Below are 18353 nucleotides of genomic sequence, written 5' to 3'. Positions count from 1 at the left end.
ATTCGCGATGACAGTATTGATGGAAAAGTAGCGAAAGTTTATCGCGCACTCCATCTGGGAAAAGAAGGGACTCCAACTATGGGAGGTGTCCTCATTTGGGGAACAACTCTCGGAGTGATTCTTTTTTCAAGATTTCTGTCTTTCACAGGAGTGATTGAGAAATCCATTCTCCAAAGAGGAGAAGTATATCTCCCTATTTTTACTCTGCTTACCATGGGAATTCTCGGAGGGGTTGATGATTTTTTGAATGTTCGTGGCATTGGAAAAAAAAGAGGGCTTGAAGCGCTTCCTAAATTTCTTTTCACTCTTCTTTTTGCCACCATGGGAGCCCTTTGGTTCGCATTTAAGCTCGAGTATTCTTCGATTCACGTTCCGGGCGTTGGAGATTTTGAAATTGGTTTTTGGTATATTCCTCTTTTTATTTTGGTGATTGTTTCCACTGCAAATGCCGTGAATATTACCGATGGACTTGATGGACTTGCAGGGGGACTTCTTATCATCGCTTATGCCACTTTTGTGGCGATTGCATATGCGCAAGGATTCACATTTCTTGCAATATTTTGCGGAGTTGTCATTGGCGCGATTGCAGCATTTTTGTGGCACAATATTCCTCCGGCAAAATATTTTATGGGTGATACCGGGTCACTTGCTCTTGGCGCAACGCTCGGCGTTATTGCAATGATGATTGATTCCGCACTGCTTTTGCCGCTGGTAGGTATTATTTTTGTTATCGAAACACTTTCGGTCATTTTTCAACTTCTTTCGAAAAAATTCCGCAATGGGAAAAAGCTTTTTCATGTTGCCCCACTTCATCATCATTTTGAACATATAGGGTGGACAGAATCACAAATTGTCATGAGATTTTGGATTATTGGAACCATGTTTGCCGTAATTGCTCTTATTATTGGACTCATTGGTATTGGGACAAAAGATCAGCTTAAAGCGAAAAATATGGAATCCGAGCTTCAGAGGGAAATCCCCCAAGAGAATTTTTAATGTTTCATTCCTGAAAATTTTTCATGCAGATCATCGCAAAAAATAAAAAGGCTTTTTTTGATTATGAAATTTTGAAGCGCTTTGAAGCGGGGCTTCATCTCTTCGGATCTGAAATAAAAAGTATTCGTGAAAAAAATGTGAACTTGAGTGGAAGCTATGTGAGCATGAGAAATAATGAAGTCTACTGGAAAAATGGCTTTATTAAACATTGGAGATTTGCTTCGGGGGAGCTTCCCGGAGAGCTTCGTGATCGAAAGCTTCTTCTCAAAAAAAAAGAAATTCGTGAAATTGAAAAGGCATTGAATGAGGATGGCGGAACAGTTATTCCCCTTGTGCTATTTATAAAAAATGGTTTCGCGAAAATGGACATTGCCCTTGCGAGGGGAAAGAAAAAATATGATAAGCGAGAGACCATTAAAAAACGCGACATGGAACGAGAAATAGAGCAGAAAATAAAAGCACGGTAGAAATTACGAATTACGAATTACGAATGACGAATGACGAATGTCCTTTCTTCTCTAAGAATTTTAATGCTTCACTGGTTCACTTATTCACTTACTTACTTACCTACTGACTTACTGACAATTCCTTCGTTTTTCTTTATAATCTTTTTGATTTTTTTTGAAATTATGGACAAAGCCTACGAACCCAAAAAGCACGAAGAGACGATCCATAAGAAATGGAATGATGCCGGCGTGTTTATTGCGCCACTTCTTAAAGCTTCACGAACGGGGAAACCTTTTGTAATCCCTCTTCCTCCTCCAAATGTTACAGGAACGCTCCATCTGGGGCATGCCGAAATGCTCGTAGTGGAAGACATCATATGTCGATATCATCGCATGAAAGGAGATGCAGTTTTATGGCTTCCTGGAACGGATCACGCGGCAATTGCTACTGAGACAGTAGTGCTCAAAAATCTCGGAATTCAGAATCGTGATAAAGAGATTTCGCGAAAAGATTTTCTGAAGGAATGCTGGAAATGGAGCAACGCCTCTCATGACATCATTACGAATCAAGTCCAAAAAATGGGAGCTTCTTGCGACTTTAGCAGAGAACGTTTCACTATGGATCTTGGTCTTTCAAACGCAGTGAATACGATTTTTACCGATCTCTTTAAGGCAGGTCTCATCTATCAAGGACATCGGATGATTAACTGGTCAGTAGGAGCACAGAGTGTGCTTTCTGACGATGAACTGGTGTGGGAAGAGCGAGAGGAAACTTTCTATCATATTCGATGTGGTGAATTCGTCATTGGGACCGTTCGTCCGGAAACAAAATGTGCGGATTCTCCAGTAGTGGTAAATCCAAAGGACAAGCGGTATAAAAAACTTATTGGGAAAGAATTTGAATATGAGACATATGCGGGAAAACGAAAATTTTATGTTCTTGCCGACAATCACATCGATCCGAAATTTGGAACAGGAGCCATGACCATTTCTCCTGCCCATGATTCGAATGATTTTGAAATAGCAAAACGGCATCATCTTCTGTATCTGCAAAAAATTGGTTTCGATGGGAGAATGACAAAAATCGCAGGACCATGTGCTCAGATGACGGTGGCGGAAGCCAGGAAAAAGTCAGTAGAAATCATGAGAAAAAAAGGGCTCATTGTAAAAGAAGAAAAATATATGCATCGCGTTCCACTGTGTTACCGTACAGGAACCGTTGTAGAGCCGATGATTTCAAAACAGTGGTTTGTCGATGTTCAAAAAGAATTTCTCCATCCGGCGTTCAAAAAGAAAACAACGCTGAAAAAACTTACTGCTGACGCTGTCCGGAAAGGGTATGTGACACTAATCCCAAAACGTTTTGAGAAAATTTATTTTCATTGGATCGATAATTTGAGGGATTGGTGTATTTCCCGCCAAATTTGGTGGGGGCATCAAATCCCTGCTTGGTATGATCCGAATGGGAAAATACATCTTGCTGAGAAGCAAAAACTTCTTTTTGTGAGGCATGGAGAGTCCGAATATAATGCAAAAAACCTTCTCGCTGCTGAGCACGATGCACCTCTTACCGAAAAAGGAAAAAAAGAAGCAGAAATTTTTGCGAAAAAATTCAAAATTTCTCGAAATATCAAAAAAATTATTGCATCTCCACTGCTTCGTTCGAAAAGCACAGCAGAAATTCTTGGGAAAACGCTCAATATTCCTGTTGAGGTATGGGAAGAACTCCGTGAAGTACGTGCCGGAAACCTTTCTGGAACAGTAAGAGAGGCCGGAGTTTCCCTCCTAGAACGGATGGAGCAAAGTGGCGAAGGGGAGAGCCTCAAAGAACTCGAATCCAGAGCAAAAAAATTCTGGGAAAAAGTGGAAAATCTGACGCCAAATGATGGAGAAATTCTCTTTATTGGACATGGAGTATTTACTGCTCTGATTTTTGCCGTTCGTGACGGCGTTCTCCCTGAGTATTTTTCGGAATACATTCAAAGAAGGGCACCAAGAATCGGCAATCTTGATATCTGGGAAACAACACTTCTTATTTCCCCCAAAGAGAAAAATCTCATGCGTGATCAGGATACCCTCGACACCTGGTTTTCTGCTGCACTTTGGCCATTTTCTACTGTTGGATGGCCAGATGAAACACATCCAGATTTTCAAGAGTTTTTCCCCGCTTCAATTCTGGAAACAGGTCACGATATTCTCTTTTTCTGGGTGGCTCGTATGATTATGTTTTCACTTTTCGCGACCGGAAAAGCACCATTCCACACCGTTTATCTCCATGGACTCGTATGTGATGAAAAGGGACAAAAAATGTCAAAGTCGAAAGGAAATGGAATTGATCCACTTCTCATGATTGAGAAATTTGGAACAGATGCGCTCCGCATGTCGATGATTGTCGGAACGACCGCAGGAAATCCGATTAATCTCGGAGAAAAAAAAGTAGAAGCGTATCGCAATTTTGCAAATAAACTTTGGAATGTGGCGAGATTTATTCTCATGAAAGAAGAGGAAGGAAAAGGAAAGCAAAAAAAAGGAAATGCACCGAAGCCAAAAACTCTTCTCGAAAAATGGATTCTCTCACGTGTACATCGCCTTATTTCTGAAGTTACTGATGGGCTAAATCGTCATCGATATGGTGAAGTGGGAAATGCGCTCTATCAATTTTCATGGACAGAGCTTGCCGACTGGGCGCTCGAGTCTGCAAAGGTCGGCGTTTCGGAAAACACACTCTTCGTTCTTCGTGAAGTTCTCAGCATTCTCGTAAAACTCCTCCACCCTTATACGCCATTCGTCACCGAAAAAATTTGGGAAGAAATGGGGAACACTGACCTTCTTGTCATTTCAGAATGGCCGAAAGCTCAGCGAAAATATATCAATCTTCAGGCCGAAAAGAATTTTCTTGTTCTCCAAAATATTGTTACCAAAATTCGTTCGCTCAGAAATGAAAAAGGAATTGATCCCGCTCAAAAAATATCCGTACACTTTTCTGGGAAAAATAAGAAAATCCTTGAGGAAAATGAGCATCTTCTCAAGTTTCTCGCTCGTATTCAGAATGTTTCCTATGCAAAACCAACTTCTCGAAAAGGAATTTCTGGGTTTATGGCTGGAACCAAAATATTCATTTCTTTTGAAGGAGCCATAAGCCATGAACATGAAGAAAATCGTCTCAGAAAAGAGATACAAGAAGTTGAGGCAAAACTCGCAATTCTTACTCTGCGTCTTGGAAATAAAAAATACGTCGAAAATGCACCAAAACACTTGGTTGAAGAGACGAGAACAGAATACGAACAGTGCACAGCGAAGATTGAAGTACTCAGGGCGGAAATAAAGCGATAGCCCTAGGAAACACTGGCATTTTCGCTAGCCAAAAAACAGGAGAGCTCCCGCAACCGCAAAGCACCATACGGAAAACCATTTCCAATATTTTTGAATGTATCGCATCATTCCCCAGATTGCGAAAAATGCTGAGAAAAACGCGAAAATTCCTCCCCAAAGAAATTCATTAATATTCAGAGATATCGCACTATATATTTTTGGAAATTCAAAAATAAAGGCTCCAAAAATAACAGGAATAGAAAGAAGAAAGGAAATCTCTACTGATTTTTTTCGCTCTCCACCAGCAAGCAGAAGAAATGCGATGGTAATTCCTGATCGAGAAATTCCAGCGAATGCGGCAATTCCCTGAAAAATTCCCACGAGGAAAGCCATTTTCCATGAAAATTCGCGAATGCTTTTTGGAGAAAAAAATTCAGCGAGGAGAATACAAATTCCCGTAATAATAAGTTCTAGTGCGATAATTTTTGGAGGTTCACCATTCCGAATATATGGTTCTATCGTGAGTGCTATGGGAACAGTAACAAGGGTTGCGAGCGCGAGCTTCCCGACAAAAATTCGTTCAGAAGTTCCTCTCGCTTGAAAAAAACCATGACTGAGTTCCCAGAGTTTTTTCCGAAAAAAAATAAGAACTGCGAAAAGCGTTGCGATATGGAGAAAGACATCAAACGGAAGATCAACAGATTTTTTAAAAATCACTTCTTCAAAAAGAAAAAGATGTCCTGAAGAAGACACCGGAAGAAATTCAGTAAGCCCTTGAACAATGCCAAGAATTATTTTTTCAAAAACATTCATGCAGAAAGAAAAAGATCGATGCCATATACCACCATGCCAAATCGAAGCGTTCTTCCAAATATCGCCATTGCCACAAATGGGAGAAATTTCATTTCAAAAATTCCAGAAAGCCATGCGGCGGCTTTAAACGGAATCGGTGTGAAAGCACAGAGAAAAACTGCCCAGATTCCCCATTTCTCAAAAAACTTCTCACCACTCTCCATCCATTTTTTCCCATGTTTTCGAAATACAAACAAAAAAGCAGGATGCCCATATTTTTTCCCGAGAAAATACCCAAAAGAAGCTCCTAAAATGGAAGAAAGAGTACTGACCAAGATGAGTGTGAGAGGCGATCCTGTGTGAACGAGAGAAAGAGCAAGGAGAACAGGTTCTACTGGGATTGGCTGAATGACACTCTCGGTGAAAGAAAACACAAACAGAAACCACAGCCCGTGCTCAATCGCCTGATTTTTTGCCCATTCAATGAGAAAAGTAAACATTTTCGCACCAGAAAAAAGCGCCCATAGTGTCGCATGATTTTGAGTTTGGCGGAAGAAATTTCAAAGAGAAAAAGACAAATGTCGTGAACCCAGAAGAGGAGCTTTCGACTCATTTTTTCCAATGTAGGAGAAGCAATCAAAAGCCTTTCACGCAGAAAGTCCTCACGGTTTTCTGAGTGTAAAAAAGAGCATACTGCCAATAATTCCGCCAGTTACAATTATTCCTGCCCACGGAAGCCATGGGAGGCGTTCCGTTATGCGACTCTCAGCAGTATCACAGATGTCACCAATACCATCTGCATCGGTATCATTTTGATCTCTATTGGGATAATCCTGACAGTTGTCCTCGGCATTGATAAGACCATCTCGATCATAATCATCACAAACATCACCTCTTCCGTTAGAATCTTCATCTTTCTGATCGTTGTTCGAAATATCTACGCAATTATCCATTTCGTTAGGAATGTCATCCAGGTCGCTATCAGCTTTTTTATAGAGGGGATTTGGGATTATAGAAGGTGAGGAAATTTTGAGAACTCCCGAATCATCAGCCAAATTCCCTGATTCTCTCGTGACAATATGTGTCGGGACATCGGCATCAAAATACACTTCATAGGTCATTTTTGGTCTCGTAAGAAAACGAAGACCTTTGAGGGTCTCTTCATTCGAAGAATCGGAAAGATCAAATTCGGTGATTCGAAGTGGTTGAATATACTGAAATATTATTCTCCATGATCTGCTTGCTGTTTTTGGGAAATACACGCTTCTTTCTCTTAAATATGATTTTGCATATACAACTTCTGGAGTTCCCTTTTCTAATGAGAGGATTTCTATCGTGAAAGGAAGTGCAACGTATGCATCAAGCTCTATTGTCAGGAGAGAAGCTTCGATTGGAATTGGCGATGTAACAATGATTTCTGCAGTCCCCTTTTCTCCGCTTTCGGGAAGTATATATTCGGCATAGGTGTCGATATTATTATCTCTCAAATATTCAGCACTTCCTCTCTGCTGATTGGATGTTATCGTGCTTTGAGAAAATGGATTTTTTTCGGCTCTTTTGAGATACCATGGTTCAAAACTTCCGGTTTCCTTTTCTAAAACCGCGATATCATTTCCTAGAAACGAACCATGAGGCAGAGGAATTTCAATGACCTGAGGAACTCCACTTTCTCGAGGAACAATTTCCATAAATGAGCGAAAAGAAGAGAGGAGAGAATATTTCTCTTTCAGAGCTTCTCCAGATGTACTTTGGGGAAGAATAATCCCAAAAAATGTCAAAAAAAACACAGTAACAAAAATATTTTTTTTCATATGGATGAAGGATGAGAAGACTTTCTCTCGAGAAGAGCCGTGCTCATGAGCAGGATTCCGATGAGAAAAAAAGTAATAATTCTACCAGCAAGGCTCATTTCCCAGATTTCTACAAAGAGAAGATGGAGGACAACAAATCCAACGAGTGCACCTCCACCATATCGGATGAATTTGCTGAGCATATTTCTCCCCGCGAGATAGAGTCCGATTCCAAGGAGTGTATAAATGGTGAGAACTGTCGCTTGAGCAATGGTCTCATTTTCCATCCCTGCATGAACACTGAGCCAAATAAATATCAAGCCATAGAGACCACTAATGCCCAAAAGAAGATTCAAAAACCATTTTGGAAATGTATATTTTTGAGAAGAAAAAAATACAAATAATCCGCTGAAAACGATGATTATCGTAAGCAATACGGCAGAATCTCCATGAAACACTCCCGTTCGCCACTGAAAAGAAGTAATGTGTTCTCCTGAAAAATACAAGGAGAGTGCCAGGAGAAGAGCGCTCTTTTGTGCATCATCATTGTTTTTCATAATGAGAAAAACAATTATCGGGATGATTCCGGCTTCCAAAGTATAGGCGATGAGGAGTGCTGGACCAGAAAGTTCAAATGCAGTCGCAGCAGCAATCATCATGAAAGCAGCTGTACCATAAGTATAAATAGATGTTTTTAGTTGAGCAGATCGCAGGAGAATGTACGCACCCATCATAAAAATAAGAGCAACGACCGATGTAATAAGACTTTTCCACTCATCAGAGAAGGCCGTTTGAATCCATGCAAGGACATAGAGGGCATTCCATCCAATGGAGAAGATATCAGCAGAAAGCGTTTTTTTGGAACGAAAAATGCTAATAAGACTCGCTACGTAAAAAATCCCCCCAAAGAGCAATGTAAATATTTGTGCGGAGAAAACGTCGCCTTTAGAAAGAGAGCCTCCGGAAAAGAAAAGCCCTTCCAAAAAATAAGGAACGCTGTATACACTCATAATTATGAGTGACAGAAAGGTGAGAATTCGCCACTCTGTGAGGAGTGTGACAAGAAAAGTTCCTGCAATAATGAGAAAAAGATACGTATAAATCCCCAGAATTCCCTCAGGAGAAGCATTTGTCAGAAGTGGGGCGATAGCGCCAAGGACAAGACCTAAAATAGCGAGCGAAAGACTTTTGTGTTTTACGCTTAAAGTTGCAAGGAAAATAACAGGAAGTGCCATGACCAAAAGAGCAATAGATGGCGTGAAAAAGTCATAAAGTTCACGCGCAGCAAACATTGAGAGATGAATTGTTGTTGCCCCCAGAGAGAGCAATATGACGCCTTGTGAATGAAATTTCCGAATACGCAATTCTCCGAGAAGGAGTATTATCGCCCCCGACAAAATTCCAAAAGTAATTCTTCCCATTGGACCAATCCAATTATTCAGAAATGCGTAACTCGTTAACCATGCAAAGCCAAGGAGAATGAGAAGGGCTCCGAGCTTCATGATCCAATCGGTTACAAGCCACTCTACAAAACGCGATGAAGTTTTTTCTGGTAGATGGTCATGTTCAATACCGTTTTTATTGAAAGAAACTTCAGGAAGATGAGTCACTTCTTTATGGTCTTCATTCTTCTTCTCGCTTTCTCTCAAACTCTCTTGAAATGATTTCTCCAACTTCGAAATTCTCTTCTCAAAATACACCCCCATGAGGAGAAGAACGATAAAGAAAATGGTTTCCATTGAGATTAAAAAAAGTCTTACGGAAAGAATATCGAAAAAAAAATTAAAAATCTATTTCTTTCTTATCTTTCAAAGAGTGACTCTCCTCAAAATATTCTTTAAAATAAGAGTTGATCGGTCAGGAATTCCCCTAAATTTTTATTAAGAACACAGATGAAATTCATTCCCTTCATTCCAGAAAAATTCCCAGAAATTATCGAAAAGCTGAATGCCGGAGAAGTTTTCGTTTTTCCAAGCGATACCAGTTTTGGCTTCTCTGCTGATCCATTTTCTTTAGAAGCAATTCGGCACATTCAAAGAATAAAAAAAAGAGATGAAAAGAAACCATTCCTTCTTCTTGTTGCCGACATGGAAATGGCAGAAAAATATGGAGAATTTTCAGAGGAAATGAGAAAATTTGCAATAGAACGATGGGAAAAAACAGAAATTCCAACTACCATTCTCGTTCACAAAAAACCTGTACTTCATGAATTTTTCCGTGAATTTCCCGAGATAGGGATTCGGGTTCCGTGTGATTTTCGTATTCGTGAATTCCTTTCTCTCTGGGGAAAGCCATTAATTTCTACGAGTGCAAATATCTCAGGAGAAGCACCGCTCTTCTCAGAAAAAGAAATTCAAAACAAGTTTCATGATCATAAAATTTTCTTTACAAGCTTTGGTAATTTATCTCCAAAACCCCAGTCGGAAATCTGGAAATCTGAGAACACAAAATTAGTTCGTGTTCGATAATATTGTACAATAATTTTTTGTTTTGAAAACCCGTTTTTTCCAAATCAAAAAATGGCTTCTTTTGAGCTTTGCTCGAATTTGATGTATACAAAATGTGCGCGGCTTTTTTATCAATAATTATAAAATTGTTGACGCGCATAGAGTAAGTTTGGCACAATGCAAAACGATATTTTTGGATGGGATAGATCACAAAAATTATCCACAAATTATCCACAAAATACTCACATTTTTCAGTTCTTTTACAGCATCTCTCAATTGAACATGCATATTCCTGTCTTACTTCAGGAGGTTATAGAATATTTACGTCCTGAGGAGAATCAAACATTTGTTGATGCAACGCTCGGCCTAGGAGGTCATGCAAAGGAAATACTTGTGAGAACTGCTCCGCATGGAAAACTCATCGGATTCGAACAGGATCCCAGGAATCTTTCCATCGCAAAGAATGTCCTCAAGGATTTTAAAGATCGTGTGGATTTTGTTCCCAAGAATTTTATCCATTTCGCTGAAGTTCTTCGGGAACTCAAAATACCACGCATCAACGGAGTTTTATTTGATCTCGGCATTTCCTCACTTCATCTCGATGAGGCAGAAAGGGGATTTTCTCTCCGTTTAAACGGACCGCTCGATATGAGAATGGATCCGGAGCATACCAAGGAAACCGCAGCATTGATCCTCAATACTTTTTCAGAAGAAGCACTCGCTCATATTTTTTGGAAATATGGCGAAGTCAAACGTTCAGGGTTCTATGGCAGAAAAATCACAGAACAAAGGAGTGTTCGCCCTTTTTCTACCACTGGAGAACTTGCGGATTTTATTTCAGCACATGCATCTCCTCATGACCCAAAAGGCGAGAAACACACAGTGGCACTCATTTTTCAGGCCCTCAGAATTGCCGTGAATCATGAGCTTGAATATTTAGAAAAAGTGCTTCCCGAAACTCTTCCTTTTTTAGAACCGTCTGGGAGGATTGCCGTCATTTCATTCCATTCGCTTGAAGATCGCATTGTGAAGACATTTTTTAATTCACAAAGTGAAAAGGAGAAAAACCAGAAATACCCATCAAAAGTCAACGAAAAAATGTCAAAAGCACCATTGAAGTTGATTACGAGAAAATGTATACTCCCCTCCAGGCAAGAATCAGAAAAAAATCCAAGAGCACGTTCAGCCCGATTGAGAGTCGCTGAGAAAGTTCTATAAACTTTTCCTCCCACGAAACATTATGAGCACATCAGCTCTTTTGCTACATCCCCAGAGAATGCTGAGAAGAAGACCGCTTTCAGAACGCGTCGAGGTTGGCATCACGACGGTCCTTGTTGTTATTGGGCTCGTACTTGCAGGCATTTCTCTCTTGTATCTTTTTTATGCAAACGAAAAGGCAACGCAGGATTATCATCTCCGTATTCTTCAGGAAAAACATGCAGAACTCGTACGAGCAAATGAGGTAGTTGCTATGCTTCTTTCACAGAGGGAAGCGCTCGTAGCCCTTGAAGGAAATCCAAAAATTCAGAAAATGAGAGATGTCAAAAATAAAGAGCTTCTCTTTATCAGGGATGACATTGTCGTTGCGAGAACGAATAAATAATACCGATTTGCTTTAGAAATATTGCGAATATTTTTTTCAATTGGAAAGCAGTAAGTTGTAAGCAATCAGCAGTAAGCCTAATTTTTAGAATACCTATTGCTTACTGCCTATTGCTTTTTTGTTTGTTCTTTTCCTGGCACATGATATTCTTAAAAAAGATAAAATTTGTCCGCTTACAAAAATATGCTTTTCATAGAAAATCTTCAGGCGAAATACGAAGAAATTCCTATTCTTAAAGGTGTAAATCTTACAGTTCACCCCGGAGAGTTTCATGTTATTTACGGACCAAATGGAAGTGGAAAATCCACACTCGGGAAAGTGCTTTTACGGCATTCAAATTATCATGTTACAAAAGGGAAAATTTTGTTCGAAAAAAGAAATCTTATGGATCTCTCTACTTCAGAAGTTGCACGGGCAGGAATCTTTCTTTCACATCAAACTCCTCCGGCTATTTCCGGAGTTTCTGCTGAGGAAATTCTGCGGGCTGCACAAAAAACGAATTCCATGGAAAAGCCTCAGAACATTATCGCCTTTCGAAAAGCCCTTCGTTCACATTTAGATACGATGAGACTTTCTCCTGATTTTTCGAAGCGTCATATGAACGAAGGAGCATCCGGAGGAGAACGGAAAAAAATGGAAATCGTGTCGCTTTTCATGCTTGGAGCAAAACTCGCTTTCTTGGATGAAATTGATTCAGGACTTGATTTTGACGCGATGAAAAACATTTGCGATGGGATTCGCACTTTTATAAGTAATGGAATAAAAAGCGTCATCCTTGTTACTCATTCAGAAAAGGTTATTACCGAGCTCCATCCTACGAAAATTCATATTTTTTGCGATGGGCGTATTGTGGCATCAGGAGGAGAAGAAATCGCAGCAAAAGCACGATCGAAAGGATTTGCGGTATTTAACGCGTGTAAAAATTGCGTTGAAGAATCTTGGAATATTCCCGCGCCATCTTCAGTCTCTTCATGACTTCACTTCGCGAATCAAAGCCGGCAAAATCACAGAAAGTCGAAATTGATTTTTCAACGCTTACAAGATCAGATCTCGACTCTCATAATTCGACGCCCTACATGAAGGGACTTTCTCGAGGTCTTTCCGAAAAACTTGTGAGAAAGATTTCTGCTGATAAACACGAACCTAGGTGGATGCTTGAGCATCGTTTAATATCCCTCAAATATTTTCTGAAAGCGCCAAATCCCACGTGGGGAGTCGATCTTTCCTCTCTCAACTATGAGAACATCTGTTATTACGCTCCACTCGGGAAGAAAAAACATGCAAAAACTTGGGAGGAGGTAGATCCAGAAATAAAAAAGACATTTGATCGTCTCAAAATTCCTGAGGCCGAGCGCGCAATGCTTGCGGGTGTTGGGGCTCAGTATGAAAGCGAAAACGTATACCACAATCTTCAAGAAGAATGGGCAAAAATGGGCGTAATTTTTGAGGATTTTGATGTTGCTCTGAGGAAGTATCCAGACAAAGTGCAAAAATATTTCATGAAGTGTGTTCCCTCTACCGATCATAAATTTGCCGCTCTCCATGGTGCCGTTTTTTCTGGTGGCACATTTCTCTATGTTCCGAGTGGAGTGAAAGTTTTGAGGCCAATGCAAGCCTATTTTCGAATGAATGCTGAAGGAATGGGACAATTTGAACATACACTCATTATTTTGGAAGATGGTGCGGAAGCGCAGTATATTGAAGGCTGTTCCGCCCCGAAATACGGCTCAAATGCTCTCCATGCAGGTCTTGTAGAAGTATTTGTCGGAAAAAATTCTAAGTTTCGATATTCTTCAGTGGAAAATTGGTCAAAAGATACGTTCAATCTCAACACAAAACGCGCCCTCGTTTCAGAAAATGCTAGGATGGAGTGGATAGGAGGGAATATGGGATCTCAGGCAACAATGCTCTATCCGTGTTCGCTGCTCGTTGGAAAAAATTCTCGTGCGGAACATTTGAGTATTGCAGTTGCTGGAAATGGGCAAAATCAGGACACAGGAGCCAAAGTTATTCTTATTGGGGAAAATACAAAAGCCTCTGTTATTTCAAAAAGTATTTCAAAGGCAGGAGGCATTTCGACGTACCGTGGACTTGTGGATGTAAAAAAAACAGCAAAAAATGCGATGGTAAATATAGAGTGTGATGCCCTTCTCTTTGGGAAATCGACGAGCGATACCGTCCCAACAATTAAAAATGCATCAGAAAACGCAAGCATAACACATGAAGCAAGCGCCGGAAAAATTTCAGAAGAAGTTCTTTTTTATTTGGAATCACGCGGGCTGACGGAAGAGGAAGCAAAGGGAATTATTATGAATGGATTTTTGGAAGAAATTATTAAAACTTTGCCACTCGAATATGCGGTAGAACTCAATCGGCTGATTGAAATGGAAATGGAGGGATCGGTAGGGTAAATTTTAAATTTTAAATTTTGAATTTTGAATTTTAAATTCGAATCACCATCGGGAGAAAAAACGATAAAACTTTTACAAGACGAAGAAAGTGAAATTTTCCTTTCGGACACTCTTTCTGGATCTCGTAATTTTGAGCTCCACATTTTTCTGGATGGTAATAATGCAAAAGTGTATATTCGAGGAATCCTCACGACACAGAAAAGCGATAAAAAAGAATGGAAAATTTTTGTTCATTGCAAAGGAAGCTCACAGACAGCATCTCTTGATCTGAAAGGCGTTGCCGATGGAAATTCTTTTCTTGAACTCAGCGGGAACGGAATTCTTACGAAGAATTCGAAAGAAGGAGCAGTTACCCTTCGAGAGAAAGTGGTGCTTCTTTCTCCAAACGCGACCGTAAAAGCGCTTCCAATTTTACGGGTAGAGACAGAAAATGTGGCTGAAGCAAGCCACTCAGCATCAATTACTCCTTTTGACGAAGAAATGTATTTTTACCTCGAAAGCAGAGGGATAAATCGAGAGGAGGGAAAGAAGTTGCTGCTGGATGGGTTTTTAAAATACTGAGAATAATTTTGAATTCTAAATTTTGAATTTTGAATTTTTCCAGTCATAACTTGATCCGCTAAATCTTAATTTTTACAATGGATATATTAGTTTGAATGTTTTTTTGTTTAGAATTAGAACTAATTCAAAATTTAGAATTCAAAATTCAAAATTATTCTCCATCTTTTCACATGAAATCACGTTTCCCTATATTTTCTCACTTTCCGGACCTCGTCTTTTTAGACTCCGCAGCTTCGGCTCAAAAACCGAAAGTTGTGCTTGATGCCGTTCGAGAAGTCTATGAAAAAAAATATGCAAATATTCATCGCGGACTTTATGCACTTTCCCTTGAGGCGACCAGACTGTTTGATGAAGCGCGAGAAAAAATTTCTAATTTTTTTGGAGTCGAAAAAAATGAAATTGTGTTTACAAAAAACGGAACTGAAGCAGCGAATCTTTTTATTTCATCATTCAGTGAAAAATTCCTGCAGAGTGGCGATGAAGTCATTATCACGGTTGCCGATCATCATGCGAATTTTGTTCCGTGGCTCAGAATTGGAGAACAAAGAAAAGTCATTTTGAAATTTGTAGAGCCAAACTCAAAAGGAGTTTTTTCTCCTGACAATTTTACAAAAGCTGTTTCTCCAAAAACAAAAATTGTCGCCTTTCCCCACGTTTCAAACGTCACAGGACAAATTTTCCCTGTCCAAGAAATTGTGAAAATGGCAAAAAAAAATCGCGCGAAAACTTTTCTCGACATCTGTCAAAGCGCTCCGCATTTTCCGATAAATCTCTCCAAGCTTGGAGTTGACGCAGCATTTTTCACTGGTCATAAAATGGGCGCTCCTAGCGGAACCGGCGGACTTTTTGTCAAGAAAGAACTCCTCGAAGAGATTCCTCCATTTCTTTTGGGGGGAGATATGGTTGACACTGTTTCTCAAAAAGGATTTACAATGCTCCGTTCGCCGCAAAAATTTGAAGCGGGAACACCCGCAATTGCCGAAATCATCGGTCTTGGAATTACCTGTGATTTTTTAAACGGAATCGGACTCCAAAAAATTCGAGATCACGAAAAAGAACTTCTCAAATATGCATTGCAGCTTTTTGAAAAAGAACTTCCCAATTTTCATATTCTCGGAACGAAAGATGTGGAAATGAGATCAGGGCTGATTTCATGTATTCATCCAAAAATTCATCCGCACGATATCGCGCAATTCCTCGACACGAAAAATATTTGTGTGAGAAGTGGACTCCATTGTGCAGAGCCAATTCATCAATTCTTAAATTTGAAAAATGGATCAGTTCGCGCGAGTTTTTGGATGTACAACGAGAAGGAAGATGTCGAGAAACTCGTGGAAGGGCTGAAGGAAGCGGAAAATTTATTTGCGAGAGAGTAGAGACGTTGCATTGCAACGTCTCTACTAATTTATAATTTCCCCTACGCTTTCCCGAGCGTCTTCCCTCCTTTCTGCCATCCAACAGGACACAGTTCTCCTGTTTTTGCGGCACAAAGAGTACGAAGTGTCTCATCGACATTTCGTCCGAGTGGCAAATTATTGATAGTGGAATGTTGAATAATGCCATTTGGGTCGATGATAAACGTTCCTCTGAGGCTCATGCCATCGTCATGTAAAACGCCATACGACAGAGAAATTTCCTTGTTAAAATCAGAAATCAGCGGAAATTCTAAATCTCCTAGATCTCCTTTACACCAAGCCTGGTGGGAATATTCACTGTCGACGGAAACCCCAAGAATTTGTGCGCCCTCCTTCTCAAATTCTTTTGCCATTTTTGAGAATTCCTTAATCTCTGTCGGGCAGACAAAGGTGAAATCAAGCGGATAAAAGAAAAGCACCACCCATTTTTCTTTGCGGAGATATTCGTGGAGAGATACTTCGTGGAATTCTCCTTTAAAATATGTATTTGCGACAAAATCTGGAGCCATCCCAGAGACGTACGCAAGAGAAGGCACTGCTTCATGATCGTCATCCTGACAACAAGAATTCATAGAAAATAATAAAAATTTTTAAATGCAAAGTTCATATTTGCAAACAGGAGTATATTAGTCCTATTTATGAAAGTCAAATTACAAAGTACAAAATTAAAAGTACAAAGTACAAAATATGAAATTCTTTTTTAAGTTTTGTACTTTGTGTTTTGTGCTTTGTGCTTTCTATAATTGATTTTGATCTTTTGCAAAAAACCTGTCACAATCTCCCAGGATTTTTTCCCATCCTATGCTATCTTCCCTCGGAAATATTTGTGTAATAATTGGGGCTCAATGGGGCGATGAAGGAAAGGGGAAACTTGTAGATATTCTCTCAGAAGAATTTGATATTATTGCGAGATCAGCAGGCGGGGCAAATGCGGGACATACTATTTACGTTGAAGGGAGAAAATTCGTGTTCCATCTCATTCCTTCAGGACTTCTCCATAAGGGAAAGGTGGGAATTATTGGAAATGGCTGCGTAGTACATCTTCCAACACTTTTTCAAGAAATAGAAGATCTCAAGTCCTATGGAGTTTCGCCCGACGGAAGGCTTTTTTTGAGTGATCGAGCGCATCTTATTTTTGAATATCACATAAAAATTGACTGTATTCAGGAAGAACGAAAAGGGAAACAATCTGTAGGGACAACAAAACGCGGTATTGGTCCAGCATATACAGATAAAGCGAGTCGAATCGGAATTCGTGCTGGAGATCTCGTGAGTGGATTTGAGGCTTTTTCAGAAAAATTTCGGACAAATATTACTCGTCATGGAGAAATGTATGGTTTTCTTGAGGAGAATCCGCAAGAATTTGAGGAATATATTGCAAAACAACTCGAAGAATACCGCGGATATTCAGAAAAATTGAAAAATATGATTATTGACACGACCGAATATATTCGCGATACTCGTCGAAAGGGGAAAATCATTCTCGTCGAAGGAGCGCAGGGGACTCATCTCGATATTGATTTTGGAACGTATCCATTTGTAACGAGTTCAAATACCACCGTTGCTGGAGCATGCAGTGGAACTGGAATTGCACCATCAAAAGTTGAATCAGTGATCGGCATTTTGAAAGCGTATACGACTCGAGTTGGCTCAGGACCATTTCCGAGTGAAGATACCGGAGAAGATGGAGAGAAACTCCGAAAAATTGGAGGAGAATATGGTGCGACAACAGGACGTCCAAGACGATGCGGATGGCTCGATATTGCTGTAGCGAATTATAGCGCACTTGTGAATGGAGTTGATTATTGGAATGTTACGAAACTTGATGTGCTCTCTGATTTTCCTACTTTAAAAATTATTACTGGCTACAAATACAAAGGAAAAAATCTCAAGAGTTTTCCTGCAAGTATTGATGTTCTCTCAAAAGTAGAGCCGGAAATTTTGGAAATGTCTGGATGGCAGGAAGATATTTCTAAGTGTCGAAAATTTGAAGATCTTCCAAAAAATGCTCAAAAGTACATCAAAAAAATCGAAGAGCTTACAAACACTCCGGTAAAGTATATTGGAGTAGGAATGAATCGCGATGCGATGATTATGGGCTAAAGTGTTGTTTTGATTTCTCGAGCAAAATGGGTATACTCCTTGTGTCCATTTTATCATTGCATGAAAACAATTCAGCAGAGCATCGGCATTATTGGGAAATATATATCTCGCATTACCCCATCAAAAAAGCAGTCTATTTCTGCAAAAACTTCCATTCAAAAGATAGTGGAAAAAAGCGGAAGGGCAACTCACAAAAAAAGCATAAATAAAATTGACAAAGTCATCTATTTCAGTTGATGAAAATATTTGATACCAGTGTATTTGTTGCGGCGTTTCTTTCAGAGGATTCTCAACAGAAGAATGCTCGCAGGCTTTTAGAGGAAACCGAGGACACTATTCTAGTATTATTTCCAATAAATAATTTCGTGTGATATACTTGGGACGATATTTTTCTTGATACGCATGAAAAAATATATCGTTCATCTTTCTCAAAAGGAAAAAATACAAATACAGAAAATATTACAAAAAGGAAAGCAT

Annotated in this window: 17 protein-coding genes; 12 read left to right on the top strand and 5 right to left on the bottom strand. The window is 39.7% G+C overall.

Features of this window, described 5'->3' with window-relative positions; genetic code table 11:
- The 3 genes from mraY to HZA38_03340 all read left to right on the top strand — a co-directional run.
- On the top strand, positions 1-996 hold a 996-nt coding region (gene mraY, locus HZA38_03350; protein MBI5414528.1), incomplete at its 5' end, for a phospho-N-acetylmuramoyl-pentapeptide-transferase.
- A 23-nt stretch (positions 997-1019) separates the two neighbouring features.
- A complete protein-coding gene (gene smpB, locus HZA38_03345) occupies positions 1020-1463 on the top strand; it encodes an SsrA-binding protein SmpB (GenBank protein MBI5414527.1) in 444 nt (147 codons plus the stop codon).
- 162 nt (positions 1464-1625) lie between these two features.
- Positions 1626-4775: a class I tRNA ligase family protein gene (locus tag HZA38_03340; protein MBI5414526.1), complete on the top strand. Its 3150-nt coding sequence runs from the start codon at positions 1626-1628 to the stop codon at positions 4773-4775.
- Positions 4776-4799: 24 nt separating this feature from the next.
- On the opposite strand, the gene HZA38_03335 is transcribed toward HZA38_03340, so the two are convergent.
- The 4 genes from HZA38_03335 to HZA38_03320 form a co-directional block, all read right to left on the bottom strand.
- Entirely contained in the window at positions 4800-5567 is a 768-nt protein-coding gene (locus HZA38_03335) for an undecaprenyl-diphosphate phosphatase (GenBank protein ID MBI5414525.1), read from the bottom strand.
- A complete protein-coding gene (locus HZA38_03330) occupies positions 5564-6046 on the bottom strand; it encodes a DedA family protein (GenBank protein ID MBI5414524.1) in 483 nt (160 codons plus the stop codon). Before HZA38_03330 ends, HZA38_03335 begins: the two co-directional genes overlap by 4 nt.
- A gap of 162 nt (positions 6047-6208) precedes the next feature.
- Positions 6209-7357, bottom strand: coding sequence for a thrombospondin type 3 repeat-containing protein (locus HZA38_03325; protein ID MBI5414523.1), 1149 nt, complete (start codon positions 7355-7357; stop codon positions 6209-6211).
- Positions 7354-9075 (bottom strand): DUF2339 domain-containing protein, encoded by a 1722-nt coding sequence (locus tag HZA38_03320; protein ID MBI5414522.1) that lies wholly within the window; start codon positions 9073-9075, stop codon positions 7354-7356. The genes HZA38_03325 and HZA38_03320 overlap by 4 nt, the downstream gene beginning before the upstream one ends.
- Positions 9076-9228: 153 nt before the next feature.
- On the opposite strand from HZA38_03320, the gene HZA38_03315 reads away from it, so the two are divergent.
- The 7 genes from HZA38_03315 (at position 9229) to HZA38_03285 (ending at position 15734) form a co-directional block, all read left to right on the top strand.
- Positions 9229-9804 (top strand): L-threonylcarbamoyladenylate synthase, encoded by a 576-nt coding sequence (locus tag HZA38_03315; protein MBI5414521.1) that lies wholly within the window; start codon positions 9229-9231, stop codon positions 9802-9804.
- A gap of 261 nt (positions 9805-10065) precedes the next feature.
- Positions 10066-11001: a 16S rRNA (cytosine(1402)-N(4))-methyltransferase RsmH gene (rsmH, locus tag HZA38_03310; GenBank protein MBI5414520.1), complete on the top strand. Its 936-nt coding sequence runs from the start codon at positions 10066-10068 to the stop codon at positions 10999-11001.
- A 22-nt stretch (positions 11002-11023) separates the two neighbouring features.
- Complete coding sequence (locus HZA38_03305) at positions 11024-11386, top strand: hypothetical protein (GenBank protein MBI5414519.1); 363 nt, start codon at positions 11024-11026, stop codon at positions 11384-11386.
- Positions 11387-11569: 183 nt separating this feature from the next.
- The gene (sufC, locus tag HZA38_03300; GenBank protein MBI5414518.1) at positions 11570-12361 is read left to right on the top strand and encodes a Fe-S cluster assembly ATPase SufC; all 792 of its coding nucleotides are present in this window, start codon (positions 11570-11572) and stop codon (positions 12359-12361) included.
- On the top strand, positions 12358-13797 hold the full coding sequence (sufB, locus tag HZA38_03295; GenBank protein MBI5414517.1) for a Fe-S cluster assembly protein SufB: 1440 nt from the start codon (positions 12358-12360) through the stop codon (positions 13795-13797). The genes sufC and sufB overlap by 4 nt, the downstream gene beginning before the upstream one ends.
- Before the next feature lie 24 nt (positions 13798-13821).
- Positions 13822-14358, top strand: coding sequence for a SufD family Fe-S cluster assembly protein (locus HZA38_03290; protein MBI5414516.1), 537 nt, complete (start codon positions 13822-13824; stop codon positions 14356-14358).
- Positions 14359-14528: 170 nt separating this feature from the next.
- Positions 14529-15734: a cysteine desulfurase gene (locus HZA38_03285; GenBank protein ID MBI5414515.1), complete on the top strand. Its 1206-nt coding sequence runs from the start codon at positions 14529-14531 to the stop codon at positions 15732-15734.
- 41 nt (positions 15735-15775) lie between these two features.
- Here the strand turns inward: HZA38_03285 and HZA38_03280 are convergent, their stop codons facing one another.
- Positions 15776-16282, bottom strand: a complete 507-nt coding sequence (locus tag HZA38_03280; protein MBI5414514.1) for a peroxiredoxin — start codon at positions 16280-16282, stop codon at positions 15776-15778.
- Between the two features lie 292 nt (positions 16283-16574).
- On the opposite strand from HZA38_03280, the gene HZA38_03275 reads away from it, so the two are divergent.
- Positions 16575-17876, top strand: coding sequence for an adenylosuccinate synthase (locus HZA38_03275; GenBank protein ID MBI5414513.1), 1302 nt, complete (start codon positions 16575-16577; stop codon positions 17874-17876).
- Between the two features lie 60 nt (positions 17877-17936).
- Positions 17937-18113 (top strand): hypothetical protein, encoded by a 177-nt coding sequence (locus HZA38_03270; GenBank protein MBI5414512.1) that lies wholly within the window; start codon positions 17937-17939, stop codon positions 18111-18113.
- Positions 18114-18353: the final 240 nt, after the last annotated feature.

This window comes from Candidatus Peregrinibacteria bacterium (assembly GCA_016220175.1).
Classification (GTDB): domain Bacteria; phylum Patescibacteriota; class Gracilibacteria; order CAIRYL01; family CAIRYL01; genus JACRHZ01.
The sequence above is the reverse complement of the archived record's forward strand: the minus strand, read 5'-3'. Positions and strand labels throughout refer to the sequence as shown.